The 16,109-nt window shown below is 42.5% G+C and carries 13 protein-coding genes; 4 read left to right on the top strand and 9 right to left on the bottom strand.

Going from position 1 to position 16,109, the window contains the following annotated elements; genetic code table 11:
• Nucleotides 1–8: 8 nt before the first annotated feature.
• The gene (gene tatA / locus FTV42_RS05840; RefSeq protein ID WP_005245949.1) at nucleotides 9–227 is read right to left on the bottom strand and encodes a Sec-independent protein translocase subunit TatA; all 219 of its coding nucleotides are present in this window, start codon (nucleotides 225–227) and stop codon (nucleotides 9–11) included.
• A gap of 185 nt (nucleotides 228–412) precedes the next feature.
• Between tatA and FTV42_RS05835 the strand changes: the two genes are divergently transcribed.
• Nucleotides 413–1,294, top strand: a complete 882-nt coding sequence (locus FTV42_RS05835; RefSeq protein WP_180037953.1) for a permease — start codon at nucleotides 413–415, stop codon at nucleotides 1,292–1,294.
• Nucleotides 1,295–1,394: 100 nt separating this feature from the next.
• Here FTV42_RS05835 and rdgB read toward each other — a convergent pair whose 3' ends face one another.
• The 8 genes from rdgB to FTV42_RS05795 form a co-directional block, all read right to left on the bottom strand.
• Nucleotides 1,395–2,021 carry an RdgB/HAM1 family non-canonical purine NTP pyrophosphatase gene (gene rdgB / locus FTV42_RS05830; RefSeq protein WP_180037951.1) on the bottom strand — a complete coding sequence of 209 codons (627 nt, stop codon included), beginning with the start codon at nucleotides 2,019–2,021 and terminating at the stop codon, nucleotides 1,395–1,397.
• 101 nt (nucleotides 2,022–2,122) lie between these two features.
• Nucleotides 2,123–2,713, bottom strand: coding sequence for a tetratricopeptide repeat protein (locus FTV42_RS05825; RefSeq protein WP_004647420.1), 591 nt, complete (start codon nucleotides 2,711–2,713; stop codon nucleotides 2,123–2,125).
• Entirely contained in the window at nucleotides 2,710–3,303 is a 594-nt protein-coding gene (gene metW, locus FTV42_RS05820; RefSeq protein ID WP_180037949.1) for a methionine biosynthesis protein MetW, read from the bottom strand. The genes FTV42_RS05825 and metW overlap by 4 nt, the downstream gene beginning before the upstream one ends.
• Nucleotides 3,303–4,463: a homoserine O-acetyltransferase gene (locus FTV42_RS05815; RefSeq protein WP_071852261.1), complete on the bottom strand. Its 1,161-nt coding sequence runs from the start codon at nucleotides 4,461–4,463 to the stop codon at nucleotides 3,303–3,305. Before FTV42_RS05815 ends, metW begins: the two co-directional genes overlap by 1 nt.
• Before the next feature lie 112 nt (nucleotides 4,464–4,575).
• A complete protein-coding gene (gene leuA, locus FTV42_RS05810) occupies nucleotides 4,576–6,273 on the bottom strand; it encodes a 2-isopropylmalate synthase (protein WP_005250679.1) in 1,698 nt (565 codons plus the stop codon).
• A 427-nt stretch (nucleotides 6,274–6,700) separates the two neighbouring features.
• Nucleotides 6,701–7,384: a Fe2+-dependent dioxygenase gene (locus FTV42_RS05805; RefSeq protein ID WP_180037947.1), complete on the bottom strand. Its 684-nt coding sequence runs from the start codon at nucleotides 7,382–7,384 to the stop codon at nucleotides 6,701–6,703.
• 71 nt (nucleotides 7,385–7,455) lie between these two features.
• Complete coding sequence (locus tag FTV42_RS05800; protein WP_180037944.1) at nucleotides 7,456–9,813, bottom strand: TonB-dependent siderophore receptor; 2,358 nt, start codon at nucleotides 9,811–9,813, stop codon at nucleotides 7,456–7,458.
• 308 nt (nucleotides 9,814–10,121) lie between these two features.
• Nucleotides 10,122–12,323, bottom strand: coding sequence for a TonB-dependent receptor domain-containing protein (locus tag FTV42_RS05795; protein ID WP_180037942.1), 2,202 nt, complete (start codon nucleotides 12,321–12,323; stop codon nucleotides 10,122–10,124).
• 266 nt (nucleotides 12,324–12,589) lie between these two features.
• On the opposite strand from FTV42_RS05795, the gene tig reads away from it, so the two are divergent.
• The 3 genes from tig (at nucleotide 12,590) to clpX (ending at nucleotide 16,061) form a co-directional block, all read left to right on the top strand.
• Nucleotides 12,590–13,921, top strand: coding sequence for a trigger factor (gene tig / locus FTV42_RS05790; protein ID WP_180037939.1), 1,332 nt, complete (start codon nucleotides 12,590–12,592; stop codon nucleotides 13,919–13,921).
• Between the two features lie 194 nt (nucleotides 13,922–14,115).
• Complete coding sequence (gene clpP / locus FTV42_RS05785; RefSeq protein ID WP_004647427.1) at nucleotides 14,116–14,721, top strand: ATP-dependent Clp endopeptidase proteolytic subunit ClpP; 606 nt, start codon at nucleotides 14,116–14,118, stop codon at nucleotides 14,719–14,721.
• A gap of 29 nt (nucleotides 14,722–14,750) precedes the next feature.
• Nucleotides 14,751–16,061: an ATP-dependent protease ATP-binding subunit ClpX gene (clpX, locus tag FTV42_RS05780; RefSeq protein ID WP_180037936.1), complete on the top strand. Its 1,311-nt coding sequence runs from the start codon at nucleotides 14,751–14,753 to the stop codon at nucleotides 16,059–16,061.
• Nucleotides 16,062–16,109 lie beyond the last annotated feature (48 nt).

Genomic DNA, 16,109 nt, shown 5'->3' with positions numbered 1-16,109 from the left:
GCGAACTCTTAACTTTTAACCGAATGTTCAGGAGTTTTGACCTGGGCATCAATGGTGCGCGGCTCTGCAAGCTGAGCTTGTTCTGCCTCTTCATCTTTGACTGATTTTTTAAAGTCTTTAATCGCGCCGCCGACGTCTTTACCCAAATTTTTAAGTTTGGATGTGCCGAACAATAAAATCACCACAATTGCAAAAATCAGCACATGCCAAATTGATAATCCTGCCATTATTTTATCCTCTATATTTCATGCACCTATCTCAGCAGGCTTGTATGACAGCGCGGTGACGCTTTGATGACAGTTTGCCGACACGGCAGCAGGGGAATGGCTTACTCATATAAAAATTTCATAATTCAATGAAAAGTATGCTGTGCTAGCATACAGCCTGATATGGAAATCTCAGCAGCATTGTCATGGCCTTGATTCTTCCCCTCCTGTCTTTTCTGATTGGTTATTGGGGTGTGCAATATTTAAAACCGATTCGACCTCTCTTGGCGTCTTTATTGGCCCGAGTACTGATTCCTGTACTGATTATCTACAACATGGTGTTTTATCAAGAGGGCAGTTTGTGGCTGATTGCCTTTAGTTTTTTCTGTTCCTGTCTGTTTTTTGCCCTATTTTATTTCACCTTGAAAAATAAACTGCGTGCCTTATGCCTGAGTTATTTAAATGGGGCATGGCTGGGGATTCCTTTTGCACTGGCAGTTTTTGGCCCGCAAGCGACCAGTACCGTGGTGGCGCTGTACATCGGTGGTTCCTTGTTTGGCAATGTCTGTGCGGTGATGGCAGTCAGTGAAGCCAGACAAGATAGCAGCTATATTTTAAAAAATGTACTGCTCTCACCACCAGTGGTGGCACTGTCAGTGGCAGCCTTATTGTCATTTTGGGATTTGAGTCAGTGGCAGCAAGTCGCTTGGGTAGAGAGGCTGTATCAGGCCAATAAAGTGCTGGTGACTTTTAGTGGCATGTGTGTGCTGGGAATGTGGCTGAGCAATGTGCGGATCAGCAGCTTTGATTTAATGCGCAGTCTGCAACTGATTTTTTATAGAGGGCTGTTTGCGGTTTTGCTGTGTGTTGCCGCTTATTATTATTTACCTATTCCGCAGCAGACGCTGACCTATGCGGTACTGCTGATGTTCTTTTTATTGCCGCCTGCAGCCAATATTGTGGCACTGGAAACCCATTATCAGGGAACAGGCCATTCCGCCAAATATATTGCTTCGGGAACTTTGGCCAGCGCGATCTTGATTGCCTTATATGGGGTAATCGTGCATGCGTTGATGCCTACGCTATAGATTCCCTCTACTTTTAGGAGATGAGAAACGCTGTTTCGCAAGGGGAGAGGTGAATAATCCCTCCCAACCTCCCTTTTACTAAAGGGAGGAGATCAAAAACTTACTTCGCCAAACTCTTCTTAAACAGCTGCATCGCCTGTCCACGATGACTGATTTTATTCTTTTCTTCCTTGCTCATTTCTGCACTGGAAATTCCGAGTTCCGGTAACCAGAACAACGGGTCATAGCCAAAACCATTTTCACCACGCACAGCTTCCAGAATTTTCCCGTGCCAGATACCCTGAAAGACTTGTGGTAAGGGATCTTCGGCATGTTGGACCAGTGCCAGTACACAAACAAACATACCCTCGATCGCTTCACCTTCTTGGCGTAAGGGTTTGAGATTGGCCAGCAGTTTTTCATTATTGGCGGCATCATTGCCATGTTCACCGGCATAACGTGCTGAGTAGATCCCAGGAGCGCCGCCAAGAACTGGCACACAAATGCCTGAGTCATCGGCAATCGCCGGTTTACCTGAGATTTTAGCCGCGTGGCGTGCCTTGATAATGGCATTTTCAACAAAGCTTAAGCCATCTTCGATGGCATCTTCGATATTCAGTTGACCTTGAGGAATCACATCTACCGGCAGTTGCAGTTCCGCAAACATTTTCTCAAACTCGGCAATTTTACCTTTGTTATTACTTGCCAATACCAGTGTGCCTTGGGATAACCAATCTGTAGAAGCCATGTGTCACTCATTCTCTAAATATCAATCGTGCTATTTTAACTGCCATTGCGGGTTTGTAGGCAATAAAAAAGCACCCGAAGGTGCTATTTATACCATTCAGCTTATTGTGCCTGAATCCATCTGTCGGCACGGTCACGCGCCTGACGGATCTGCTCTTGGGTCAGGTTGGCCGCTAAGGCAGTTTTTCTGCCTTCCGATAGCGTAATTACCTTATTGTCGAGCATGCCATCACGGGTAGACAGTTCATACCACTGGTACGCGCCCATGTAGTTTTTCTTTTTCTCTTCCATCATTGCCAGGTTAAAGCTGGCACGGTTATCGCCACGGCTGGCCGCTTTTTCAAAATACTGACGCGCCAGCGCTTCATCTTTTCTGGTGCCAATACCATCTGCCAGCATACGGCCGACATTCAGCTGGGCAACTGCCAGACCTTGATCCGCAGCAGCTTTATACCAGGCAAAGGCCTGTCGTTCATCTTTTTGAATGTCTTTACCATACTGGTATTTGGTGGCCAGATAAAACTGTGCGCCGGCCTGACCAGCTTTCGCTGCTTTGGTCAGACTGTTGATATCCATGATGGAATACTGAGCCGCTTGACTGGCAACAGATGGACTCGGTGCAACATAATCTGCATGGGCTTGCATGCCAAAAAGTCCCGCCAGTAGCGTCGTACTTAGTAATAATTTTTTCATAGCGCGCTCACTCGATAAATTGCGACTTCACCAAATAGATTAGGGAGATGCTTGCTCAGCAAACTATCTTCTTGATTCCCGTTCACAGCGAGTCGATTAATAATTTTGATATTATTTTCCGCACAAAGTGCTTCAAAATCACGAAATGTACATAAGTGGATATTCGGGGTGTTATACCACATATACGGCAAGGCTTCAGAAACCGGCATTCTCCCTTTGATTGCCAAGAAAGACCGGGTCTTCCAATGTGCAAAGTTCGGAAAGGTAATAATGGCCTGTTTCCCCACACGCACCATATCACGCAATAATACGTCAGGTGCATCTACAGCCTGCAAAGCTTGTGCCATGACCACATTGTCAAAAGACTGGTCAGCAAAGCGGCTTAAGCCGAGGTTTAAGTCTTGCTGGATGATATTTAACCCGCGACTGACTGCAATTGCAATCTTTTCCTGATCAATTTCTAATCCGTATGCACGAATATCGTACTTTTTACTCATTTGTGCCAGCAGTTCACCATCGCCACAACCGAGGTCGAGTACGCTAGAACCGGGCTTGATCCACTTTTCAGCGAGTTGTTGATCGATACGCATTATACGGCCTCCTTTGGTGTTGCTTTCAGGTGTTCTTCACCACCCAGGAATGCACGCAAAGATTTTACATAGAGCGGAATAGGGAACAGGAAAGAGTCATGACCCTGTTCGGCATCAATATCCAGATAGCTCACAGGTTTATGGTTGCTAATTAAAGCATCCACGATTTCTTGCGAGCGGGCAGGGGTAAAACGCCAGTCAGTGGTAAATGACACCACCAAGAATTTACACTGAGTATTGGCCATGGCTTTTTTGAGCGACTGTTCATATTCACGCGACGGATCAAAGTAATCCAGCGCCTTGGTCATGATCAGATAGGTATTGGCATCAAAGTTACGGCTGAACTGCTCACCCTGATAACGTAAATAGCTTTCGACTTGAAATTCGACATCGAAACCATACATAAATTTGCCTGATTTCAAATCGCGGCCAAACTTCTGTTTCATGGCTTCTTCGGACAGGTAAGTAATATGACCGACCATACGCGCCAGAATCAGACCACGTTTTGGATAGCTGTCATTTTCCAGATAACGACCATTATGGAAATCCGGGTCTGACAAAATCGACTGACGTGCCACTTCGTTAAAGGCAATATTCTGTGCAGAAAGCTTTGGAGCACTGGCAATAATCACGCATTTTCTTAAACGGTTTGGATAATCCACTGACCATTGCAATGCCTGCATACCACCCAGTGAACCGCCAATGATGGCATCCCAGGTATCAATCCCTAAACGATCAGAGAGCAGGGCCTGGGTTTTGACCCAGTCGCGGACCGTGACCAGCGGAAAATCAGGGCCATAAGGACGGTTATCATTTTCAGGGTTTGGCGAGATCGGGCCGGTAGAACCGCTACAGCCACCAATATTATTCAGTGAAACCACAAAGAATTTTGAAGTATCAATGGCTTTGCCGGGGCCAATACATGAATCCCACCAGCCGGCTTTTTTATCATCTGCATGATGATAGCCTGCGGCATGGTGATGACCGGAAAGGGCATGACAAATCAGAATGGCATTGGACTTATCGGCATTGAGTTCGCCATAAGTTTCAACCATCAGTTCAAAACGTGGGAGGATGCGACCGCATTCAAGCTCTAACGGCTCTTCAAATTGGAACTTTTGTGGGACAACAATGCCCACTGAGTCAGCTGGAAAAGACACGGGGAGGATTCGCCTTAAATCTTTAGTATGAATAATAAAAGGATACCATTTGCCGGTATCCTTCTAAAGTCATTTTAGTGCTATGAATTATTGCTAATTCTAATACAGCCGTTTAGACCGCAGCAGCAATCACCTGATCAGTGCTTAAAACACCCTGATCAATCAGACGGTTGGTCGAGGCAATAATTGCTTCGATGGAAGAGGTCACGATGTTGTCATGTACCCCGGCACCAAAGGCAGATTTACCAGTACCTTTCACTTGAAGTTCGATCAAGGCCAAGGCTTTGGCATGAGCACCTGAACTGATGCTGCGCTCTTCATAGTTCACCACGTCAATCGGCAACTGAAGTGCATCCAAAATCGCAGAAATTGGACCATTGCCTTCACCACGAACACGACGTGACTGGCCATCAATTTCAAGATCAAGCTCAATCACCTGATTGCCATTGTCATCTGACAATTTGTAGTTTTTCGCAGAATAGTGAACGTTTTTAGCATCCACATAGGTTTCCTTGAACAATTTCCAGATTTCGGTCGCGCTGATTTCAGTGCCTTGCTCATCGGTACGTTTTTGTACGATCTGAGAGAATTCAATCTGTAAACGACGCGGCAAGATCACGTTGTAGTTCGATTCTAACAAGTAGGCAATACCGCCTTTACCTGATTGTGAATTGACACGAATTACTGCGTCATAGTCACGGCCCAAATCTTTCGGGTCGATTGGCAAGTACGGCATATCCCAGATTTCTTCGTTTTTCTGGAACTCAAAACCTTTTTTGATGGCATCCTGATGCGAACCCGAGAATGCAGTAAACACCAAATCACCAGCATATGGATGACGCGGGTGCACAGGTAAACCGGTACATTCTTCCACAGTCGCAATGATTTCATTGATGTTGGAGAAATCCAAGTTTGGTGCTACACCTTGGGTGTACATGTTCAAGGCAATCGCAGCCACGTCGACGTTACCAGTACGCTCACCATTTCCGAAGACACAGCCTTCAACCCGGTCAGCACCAGCCATAATTGCCAATTCAGAAGCGGCAATGCCACAACCACGGTCATTGTGACAGTGAACTGAAATGATCACGCCGTCACGACGCTGGATGTTGCGGTGCATCCATTCGATTTGATCGGCATAGATGTGTGGGCCTGAAACTTCTACGGTTGCAGGCAAGTTCAAGATCACTTTATTGGTCGGTGATGCTTCCCAGATTTCAGTGACGGCATCGCAGACATCTTTTGCAACTTCTAATTCGGTTGCAGTAAAACATTCCGGGCTGTACTGAAATACGAATTCAGTTTCCGGTTGTTTTGCGGCGTATTCTTTTACTTTCTGTGCAGCATTAATGGCTAACTGTTTTGCACCTTCAACATCAACATTCAAGACTTTGTTGCGGAATGTCGGCGAGTTGGAATTATAGATATGTACAATGGCACGTTTTGCGCCTTGTAAAGATTCAAAGGTACGTTGAATCAAATGATCACGTGCCTGAACCAAGACCTCGATATAAACGTCATCCGGAATATGACCTTCTTCAATCAATTTACGGGTGAAATCGAAGTCAATTTGTGATGCTGACGGGAAGCCGATTTCAATATGCTTGAAACCGATTTTCACCAACATCTGGAACATCTTGAATTTCTGCTCCATGTTCATTGGCTCAAAGATCGCTTGGTTACCGTCACGCAGGTCGGTACTCATCCAGATTGGCGCTTTGTTGATTTCATTGTTCGGCCATTGACGGTCTGGTAAATCCACACGTTGATACATGCGACGGTATTTTTTACTTGGATCAGCCAACATCATGAGAGAGCTCCTTATGCTAACTTGGGTACCGTAATCTTGGTTAAAGCGGTGCGTGGGTCAGCGGCATAGATTTTGTCTATTCATTGGGTTTTAGTGACAGTCTGGTTCAAACCTGAAATATGGTCTAAATATTGGTGGTTTAGCTTCACCAAATGCACTAAATGCCTTACTTATAATTTAAAGTTTAATCCACTTATCCCGAAAAGTTTTTGCTATTTTTATGGATTTTAGTCGTATGGTAATAAAGATTTTCTTATAAACTTTAATAATTGAAAAATATTTTCACTTATTCTAAATATTGTATTTTATATTTTCTTAATTTGGACATAATGCGTTATTTATTACGTTCAATTGTGCCACAACGCAGTATATTTTGATAAACAATAGATCCAGTTGTTTTTAAAGATCATTGAAGACAGAGCCTCTTTTAAAGTTCAGCCCATTTACGCATTAAATTATGATACAGATTGGTCAGTTTCATCACTTCTGCATGCTGATCACCCAGCTGCATTCTCAGGTTTTGAATACTCTGATCCAGATTAAACAGCATATGCCGTTCTGCATCATCACGGATCATGCTTTGTACCCAAAAAAATGAAGCAATTCGACAACCGGCAGTGATGGGCGTGACTTCATGCAGGCTGGTCGACGGATACAGAATCATATCACCGGCAGGAAGTTTCACTTCGTGATAACCGTAAGTGTCTTCGACCACCAGTTCACCACCCACATATTCTTCTGGCTCACTTAAAAAAACCGTACAGGATAAATCCGTTCTGAGGCGTTCATTGCTCCCGCGAATCCGACGAATGGAATTGTCGACATGAAAGCCGAAAGATTCATTATTTCCATAGCGGTTAAACAGGGGAGGAATAATATCCAGCGGAATCGCTGCCGATAAAAACAGAGCATGCTGTCCCAGAGACTCAAGAATGATTGTGCTTAAATGCTGGGTCAGGGAATGATCTTCAGGCAGTTGCTGATTCTGTTTCACCGTTGCAGAGAGTGTACCCGCGGTAACTTTGCCGTTGACCCACTCAATCTTATTCATCTCCTCACGGAAATATTGCACCTGTTCTTTGCTCAGTACATTTGGAATATGATGCAGCACGAGAAACCCCTGAATAATCGTCTTTTAAAAATAACATAGCCCCCATCAGGAGGCTATGCGGTTGCATTGAATTAATATTTAAAGTTGACTGCTAACACTGCACTACGGCCTTCTGCTTCGGTCGCATAATGAGATGAATAGGCTTTTGTGAAGTAGCGTTCATCAGACAGGTTGTTGACGTTTAATTGCAAATCAACATTTTCATTCACGTTATAACGCGCCATGGCATCATAGCGAACATAGCCCGGTACAAACTTGGTATTAGTAGCATTACCATAGACTTTGTCCATTGCGACGGCACCAGCACCTAGGGTTAAAGCAGGAGTTACTGCATAAGTAGTCCAAAGGGTTGCACTGTTTTTCGCGACGTTTTGAACCTGATTACCATTACTTCTATTGGAAATGTAGATTGGAGCTGCTGTAGTGCCAATATTTTCATAACCACCATCAACTAACTCACTGTCTAAATAAGTATAACCAGCAGAAACTGCCCATTTATCCGTGATATTACCGTTTACGCCTAGCTCAATACCATCGACACGAGTTTCACCAATATTACTTGTGGTGCCATCATCTCCGGTCGCACGAGTATTGGTTTTTTCCGTGCGGAAAATAGCTGCAGTCAGGTTGAGCTTATCATTCAAGACATCCCATTTAGTTCCTAACTCCATGGTCCGGACTTCTTCAGGTTTAAGATTATTTATTGCAGCTGTAATCCCTTCAGAACCATCGCCACCATCTACACCGACTGGATTAGACGAAGTCGCATAACTTGCATAGATACTGCCATTTTCAACTGGTTTAAAAGTAAGACCGGCTTGATAGTTGATGAAATCTTTATCATTTTTAATCGTAACTTGATCGCCAGCACTTGCTGTAATCGGTGTATTGTTTGCACCAGTAACTGCATTATTTCGTGCACCATAAGTCATGGTTTGCTCAGTTGAGTAGTCATCCCAACGAACGCCCAAATCTAAAAGCCACTGAGGGGTGAATTCAATACTATCCAGGAAATAAACAGACTTTGATTTGCTGTCGATATTGTAACGGTCAGCACCATTGGTACTTAATGTACCTGTCCATGGAGCACGGTTAGGGTTCTGTACAGAAGTACACCAGCCTGAGCTAATTGAATCTTCAGGTGCGCAAGTTTGATATTTACTACCCGTAGTATTCTCATTATTAATAATATACTGGGTACGGTCAGTTTCTTGGTCTGAATATTCGGCACCCAGGTTAAAACTATGTTTAAGCATGCCAGTATTAAATTTACCGGTTAAAGCAAGTTGGTCGGTAAAAGCATCAGTATCTGCTACACGTGAGTTGGCACGTGCCCAAACATTTCCTGTTAATTCACTTGTAAAACCTGCTTTGTTGTAAAAGTTACCCTGAGAGTCATCTGGATTGGTCCAAAGGTAATCATTCTTAGAGTTGCCATACACAGCAGTATTGCTAATGGTTAGATTATCAGTTAAATCATGTTCTAATTTGATGGTTCCGATCTGATTTTCCTGTTTCTGGAAGTCACGATCTTTCCAGCCGTAATATTGACCTTGTTTAACGTCAATTGGCTTGCCGTTGCCATTTAATGGACGATAGTCTGTTGCTGTTGCAGTTCTTGGAGCACCAAATGGGTTGTTATAGGGAATACCTGAATCTGGTGTGTCATCGGTTTTTAAGTAGTAATAACTTAAAGTCGCGCGAGTAGAGGTGTCCAGACCAAAGCTAATACTCGGTGCAATCCCGGCACGTTTATATTCTGCACCGTCTTTCTGGCCTGCTTTTTCGTTTTGATGTCCCATGACGGCAACACGTGCAGCAATGCCGTTACCAAAATCTTTGTTGCCATCTAAAGTAATACGTTGGTAATTGTCAGTGCCGCCAGCGACCGAGCCTTCTAGAAAATCGCCTGCTTTAGCGACTTTAGAAATCATATTAATGCTACCGCCAGTGGTGCCTGCACCGCCCATGGCAGAAGCAGAACCTTTGGTCACTTCAACTTGTTCTACCGCAAACATTTCACGGTTTTGTGAAGTGGCATTACGAACGCCGTCTACATACATCGAGCTTTCAGAGTTATAACCGCGAATAAATGGACGGTCACCATTCGGATTACCACCTTCACCTGCACCCAAGGTAATCCCCGGAACTGTACGCAGTGCATCAGCTAAAGTCGTCACTTGTGTATCTGCAATCAGCTGTTTTGAAATCACTGAAACTGACTTTGGGGTATCGAGTAAAGGCGCAACAAATTTGCTATTCGCAGATTGATCTACTTTTAAGCTGGGTGTTTGTTCAGCTTTGACTTCTTGATGAATCGTCTCTAATTGGATCACCTGTTCTTCTGCCATCGCAGATGCAGCTACCATTGATAAAGATGAAACAATTGCAGAAGAAACGATTTTTTTACGTGTTTTAATGAAGGTCATGTTAAACCTAATAAATGAATGCTAAAAATGTATGCGAATAATAATGATTCTTGCTTTTATTTTTATCTTTTTATCATGGGAATTCATGATCTTTAAGAAAATATTAAATGAGTTTATAAATGTAATATTATAACAATAAATAGTTAAGTTTATGTTTTTAATAAATATTGATAAACCAATCTGATTGTTAAATTTTTATTGAGAATAATGATGTCTATAGAAGGGCATAAATTAGTAATATTTTGGAAAGTGTTGATCGCACAATAAGAAAAAACCCTGCCAGGGCAGGGTTTAATTTAATAGTTTAATTAGAATTTAAAAGTAGTGCTGAGTTGAACACGGCGACCTTCTTGGGTGTTTACATATTCATTATATGCACCGTCTGCAATTGACATATATTTATTAAAGTCTTTATCGAAAACGTTATATAAAGCTACGCCTAAATCCCAATTATCATTTACCGTATAATTTGTACCAAGGTGCATTAAGGCATAACCTTTAAAGTCTCCTAAAGTATTGAATACTTCTTGATCGGTAGCGCTTAAGTTGTCATACACTTGCCCAGGATAACGGTCACGTTCACTACGATATTCACCACGTGCCCATAATTGCAGTTGATCAGCGGCTTGCCATCTTAAAGTGGCATTTGCAAGATGTTTAGGTGTATCTGTAAATGATGGATTACCTAGTTCAGAATCTTTAATTTCAGTTTCTGTCCAAGTATAGTTGGCATTAAGTTTCCAATCCGGGGCAAAATCCCAGTTGAAACCCGTTTCAATACCATACATTTCTGCTTTTTGAGCATTTACTGGACGAGCAACATTCCAGCCACGAGTACCTGTATCACCACTTTGCATTAACCAAGGTGTACCGACACTTGCCATAAATGCTTCACAATCAGCTTTATTTATATTGGCATCGCAACGGAATTCAGGTAAGCCTGTAATAATTTTATTTTCAATTTCACTGTAGAAAGCTGTGATATTAAAATCAAAGTTAGCATTACTAGAAAAATACGTACCAATTTCAAAGTTGTTACTTGTTTCAGGTTTTAAATTTGGATTACCAAAGGTAGGTGTTCGCCCTTGCCCACTTACGTTGTAAATACCATCAGTAAGACGTTCTAGGCGTGGGGCTTTATAACCTTCACTATAACCACCTTTGAATGTCCAATTTTCATTTGCGTTCCAAACTAAGTAAGCACGTGGTGTCCAAAAGTCACCAAAAGTACTATGTTCGTCAAAGCGTAAACCAAGCGTAAGTGCTAACGAATCATTAAGTGCCCAAGTATCTTCCGCAAATAAGCCGAGTTGGTCAAAACTCACTTCTTTGTTGACACGTAAACCATCTTTAATACTTGCATCCCACCATTGACCACCTAGAGTAATATTATGTCCATCAATAGCTTGAGTTGTGAATTTAGTATCGAAAATTAAATCTTCACTTTCTAATAAACGAGAATTTTCTTCTAAAGAGCCTGCTTGAGCACGCGACGGAATTAAACGTCCTACAGTTTCACTAGTATTGTAAGTTAAACTGTTATCTAAAGTACCAATCGTATTGCGCCATTGATGTGCAGCAACATACTTGTCACGATTGAATTCCATGGTGTCTGCATAACCACCATTTGCACCTACAGTGCCTAACTGGAAACCAGAAGAAATACTTGGGTTTTCATATGTTTGGCGTTGAGATTCAATATCTAAAGAAATATCATGATCACTTGTAGGCGTTAAGGTTAGACGTGCGCCGATAGTGTCCATCTTACCTTCGGCAGGGCTTTGGCCACCACTTAAAGACTCTCCCTCGTCAATATTTTGAGTAATTGAAGACTCATCACGTTCCCAATGTTTAGCTCTAATCTGAAGACCCAATAAGTCTTTTATCAAAGGGCCAGAACCATAAAAATCAATGCTACGTTGGTTGCCGAAGTCTGAATAATTTGGATTGAGCGTTCCATCTAAAGTTACAGAACCTGTCCAAGTATCAGCCACTTTTTTAGTAATAATATTGACTACACCCCCCATAGCATCTGAACCATAAAGTGTAGAAGCTGGGCCTTTAATCACTTCAATCCGTTCAATTGCAGAAATAGGTGGAATAAAATTATTATTTGTCTCACCAAAACCGTTTGGTGAAATATCGCCGGTACTATTTTGGCGACGTCCATCAATAAGAATTAAAGTATATTCTGGACTCATACCACGGATACGAATATTTAAACCGCCAGTCTTACCTGCTTCTGGTGAAACATCGACACCCTCTACATCAGCAAGAGCATCAGCGATAGAAGTAATGCGTTTAGTTTTAAAATCTTCTTCTGTTAGAACTGTAATAGATGCTGGAGCATCTTTAATTTTCTGTTCATATCCCGCCGCTGAAACCACAATCGTAGACATTTGATGTGTTGTTGTAGGAGTCGCTGTCTCGTTCACAGTCTCTGCGAAAGCAGATGTTGCTGTAACCCCAAGAATTGCCAATGTAAGTGGACGAAGACTAAAACTATGCATGACCAAATTCCCGAACCGAAGAATAAATTAGTATTGTTGCTTAAATAAGAAACTGGATATTAATGATAGTATTTATCATTTGCAATAAAAATATACATTTTCTCCATTTAAATTGGGTTGACTGGGCATCTGGAAAGGTGGCAATTCAACTAAAAAAAGGGCTTAAAAACTGGAACTCGCGCGTATTTTTTGTATATCCTTAAATGTTGTCATATAATGTGGCACATTTTTATAAACCTGTTATAACCTAATATATAGAGGAAGCCATGCAAGTAACTTCTGAAGCGGTTTCGGGCGTTGCCCGTCGTTTAAATGTTTCTGTACCGACGAGCCGTATTAATGAGCAATTTGAAGCTCGTTTAAAACGCACTGCTAAAACTGCGAAGATCAACGGCTTCCGTCCAGGTAAAGTGCCTGTAAACGTAGTTCGTCGTGAATACGGCGCGGGTATCTACCAAGAAGTAGTAAACGATATTATTCGTGACACAGTTTTCGAAGCGATTCAGCAAGAAAAAATCAATGCTGTGGGCATGCCAAACATCGAAAAAACTGAAATGAAAGAGGACGCGCTGGTATATACAGCGACTGTTGAAGTTTATCCAGAAATCGAAGTGAAATTCGACGGCTTGGAGGTTGAGCGTAAAGCAGCTGAAGTAAATGACAAAGATGTTGAGAAGATGATTGAAAATCTTCAAAAACAACGTGCTGCTTGGGCTGAAACAAAAGGCATGGCTAAAAAAGACATGCAAGTCACTTTTGATTTCGAAGGTTCAATCGACGGCGAAAAATTTGAAGGTGGTTCTGCGGAAGACTTCAAACTAGTACTTGGTTCTGGTCGTATGATCCCTGGCTTCGAAGACGGTATCGTTGGTATGAAGAAAGGCGAAGAGAAAGTGATTGATGTTACTTTCCCTGAAGACTACCAAGCTGAAAACCTTGCTGGTAAACAAGCTCAATTCAAAATCACTGTGAAGCTTGTTGAAAAACAAAAACTTCCAGAAATCGATGCTGAATTCTTGAAAATCTTCGGTGTATCTGAAGAAGAAGGCGTTGAGAAGTTAAAAGCTGACGTTCGTAAAAACATGGAACGTGAAGTGAAGAACGGCCTTCGCAATCAGGTTAAAGGCGCGACTTTCGATGCATTAGTTGCTGCAAACGAAGTTGAACTTCCAGCTGCTATGCTTGCTCAAGAAATTGACCGTCAACGTCAACAAATGATCCAGCAGTTCACACAGCAGTTTGGTGCTCAAGGTGCGAAAGCATTTGATTCAAGCATGCTTCCAGACGAATTGTTTAAAGAACAAGCTGAAAAATCTGTAAAACTTGGCGTACTTGTAAGCCGTGTTTTAGCTGATGCGAAAATCGAAGTAGATGCTGCACGTGTTGAAGCGTACATCGAAGATATGGCTTCTTCTTACGAAGATCCAAACGAAGTGATCGAATACTTCAAAAACGATGCGCAACAGCGTGCTCAAATCGAAGCAGTTGTACTAGAAGACCAAGTTGTTGATTACATTTTGGCTTCTGCTAAAGTAACTGATGCGACTGTAAGCTATGAAGACTTATTGAAAGAGCAGCAAGCTCGTCAACAAGGCTAATTTAGCTTTCGATAAAAAAGGCGCTTAATGCGCCTTTTTTTCATATTGATGCCTGAAAAAAGCATTTCTGTTTTTCACAAAACTAATGCAAAAAATATAATGGATTTGTTGGCGATTTTTTTGCAATTTCAGTGATTATCCCTCATATTGTGATTATGGGTTAGGTCACAAAAAATTTAGGAATAAATAAACGTATGTATGTTCCAACGATTGAAAACGCTTTAGTGCCAATGGTGGTAGAACAATCCTCTCGTGGTGAGCGTTCTTTTGATATTTATTCACGCCTTTTGCGTGAACGTGTAATTTTTATGACGGGCGAAGTTGAAGACAACATGGCGAACCTGATCGTTGCGCAAATGTTGTTTTTAGAGGCGGAAAATCCAGATAAAGATATTCATCTATATATCAATTCACCAGGCGGTTCGGTAACTGCGGGTATGGCGATTTATGACACCATGCAGTTTATCAAACCTGATGTCGTAACGTACTGCATGGGTCAGGCAGCATCAATGGGTGCGTTCCTGCTGAATGCTGGCACCAAAGGCAAACGTTATTGCCTTGAAAATGCCCGTGTCATGATTCACCAGCCATTGGGTGGTTTCCGTGGCCAGGCTTCAGATATTGAAATTCATGCACGTGAAATCCTGTTTATTAAAGAACGTTTAAACCGTTTAATGGCTGAACACAGCGGTCAGGATTACGAGAAAGTTGCACGTGATACAGACCGTGACAACTTTATGACTGCTCAGCAAGCGAAAGAATACGGTCTTGTGGACGAAGTTTTAACTAAACGTCCATAAGTTTTAAAGATTGAGATAGTGGAGTAAATATGTCCGAACATCCTCAAGGACAAAAGCATTGTTCATTTTGCGGTAAAACGCAGTCTGAAGTCGGGAAGCTGATTGCAGGCGAGGACGCATACATTTGTAACGAATGTGTGGACGTATGCTTAGATTTGGTTCAAACCAGTCAGCAGGTGGAAACCAATGACTGGGCCAATCGTCCTTTGCCGAAACCGCATGAAATTCGTGCGGCCTTGGATCAATATGTGATTGGTCAGGACGTCGCGAAAAAAACCTTGTCAGTTGCGGTCTATAACCATTACAAGCGCTTGAAAGTGCAAAATAATGGCAAGAAAGCTGATGATTCAGTCGAGCTTTCAAAAAGTAATATTATGTTGGTTGGTCCGACAGGATCGGGCAAAACCTTGCTTGCACAAACGCTGGCACGTCTTCTTGATGTTCCATTTGCCATGGCAGATGCAACGACACTGACCGAAGCCGGTTATGTGGGTGAAGATGTAGAAAACATCGTACAGAAGCTTTTGCAAAAAGCAGATTACGATGTCGAAAAAGCGCAAAAGGGTATTATCTATATCGATGAGATCGACAAGATTACCCGTAAGTCCGAAAACCCATCCATCACACGTGATGTATCGGGTGAAGGCGTACAGCAAGCACTCTTGAAAATGATTGAAGGCACGGTTGCATCAATTCCGCCACAAGGTGGACGTAAGCATCCGCAGCAAGAATTCATTCAGATTGATACCTCGAACATCCTGTTTATCTGTGGTGGTGCATTCTCAGGACTTGAGAAAATTGTACAGCAACGTCAGGAAAAAGGTGGCATCGGCTTTACTGCAGAAGTGCGTAAAAAAGATGAAACCAAGAAGCTGTCTGATTTGTTCCGTCAAGTTGAAGCAACTGACTTGGTAAAATTTGGTTTGATTCCAGAATTTATTGGTCGTTTGCCAGTCATTGCCACTTTAGACGAGTTGGATGAAGATGCACTGATGCAGATTCTGACTGAGCCGAAGAACGCTTTGACCCGTCAGTATCAACATCTGTTTGATATGGAAGATGTGGATCTGGTTTTTGAAGAATCGGCATTACGCGCCGTGGCTAAGAAAGCAGTTGAACGTAATACAGGCGCACGTGGTTTACGTTCGATCCTGGAAAATTCATTGCTGGAAACCATGTATGACTTGCCAAGCCGTAGCGATGTCGGCACTGTCGTCATCAATGAAGCCGTGATTAAAGGTGAAGCAGAGCCGGAATACCGTGCTGAGCGTCAGCCACATGATCAGCAAGAGACTGCGACAAAAATAGATTTAAAGGTGGTGAATAGTAAATCTGCTTAATTGCTATTCGTCCGAAACGTGCGAAAACTCCGTGTTTTCGCACGTTTT

The sequence above is a fragment of the Acinetobacter sp. YH16052 genome (genome assembly GCF_013417155.1).
In the GTDB taxonomy this organism is placed as follows: Bacteria; Pseudomonadota; Gammaproteobacteria; order Pseudomonadales; family Moraxellaceae; genus Acinetobacter.
The sequence above is the reverse complement of the archived record's forward strand: the minus strand, read 5'-3'. Positions and strand labels throughout refer to the sequence as shown.

What these genes read in the sequence shown, in the direction of transcription:
- tatA (WP_005245949.1), bottom strand. Translation starts at nt 227, where the DNA reads ATGGCAGGATTATCAATTTGGCATGTGCTGATTTTTGCAATTGTGGTG.
- FTV42_RS05800 (WP_180037944.1), bottom strand. Translation starts at nt 9,813, where the DNA reads ATGACCTTCATTAAAACACGTAAAAAAATCGTTTCTTCTGCAATTGTT.
- clpP (WP_004647427.1), top strand. Translation starts at nt 14,116, where the DNA reads ATGTATGTTCCAACGATTGAAAACGCTTTAGTGCCAATGGTGGTAGAA.
- FTV42_RS05825 (WP_004647420.1), bottom strand. Translation starts at nt 2,713, where the DNA reads ATGAAAAAATTATTACTAAGTACGACGCTACTGGCGGGACTTTTTGGC.
- FTV42_RS05835 (WP_180037953.1), top strand. Translation starts at nt 413, where the DNA reads ATGGCCTTGATTCTTCCCCTCCTGTCTTTTCTGATTGGTTATTGGGGT.
- leuA (WP_005250679.1), bottom strand. Translation starts at nt 6,273, where the DNA reads ATGATGTTGGCTGATCCAAGTAAAAAATACCGTCGCATGTATCAACGT.
- metW (WP_180037949.1), bottom strand. Translation starts at nt 3,303, where the DNA reads ATGCGTATCGATCAACAACTCGCTGAAAAGTGGATCAAGCCCGGTTCT.
- clpX (WP_180037936.1), top strand. Translation starts at nt 14,751, where the DNA reads ATGTCCGAACATCCTCAAGGACAAAAGCATTGTTCATTTTGCGGTAAA.
- tig (WP_180037939.1), top strand. Translation starts at nt 12,590, where the DNA reads ATGCAAGTAACTTCTGAAGCGGTTTCGGGCGTTGCCCGTCGTTTAAAT.
- FTV42_RS05795 (WP_180037942.1), bottom strand. Translation starts at nt 12,323, where the DNA reads ATGCATAGTTTTAGTCTTCGTCCACTTACATTGGCAATTCTTGGGGTT.
- rdgB (WP_180037951.1), bottom strand. Translation starts at nt 2,021, where the DNA reads ATGGCTTCTACAGATTGGTTATCCCAAGGCACACTGGTATTGGCAAGT.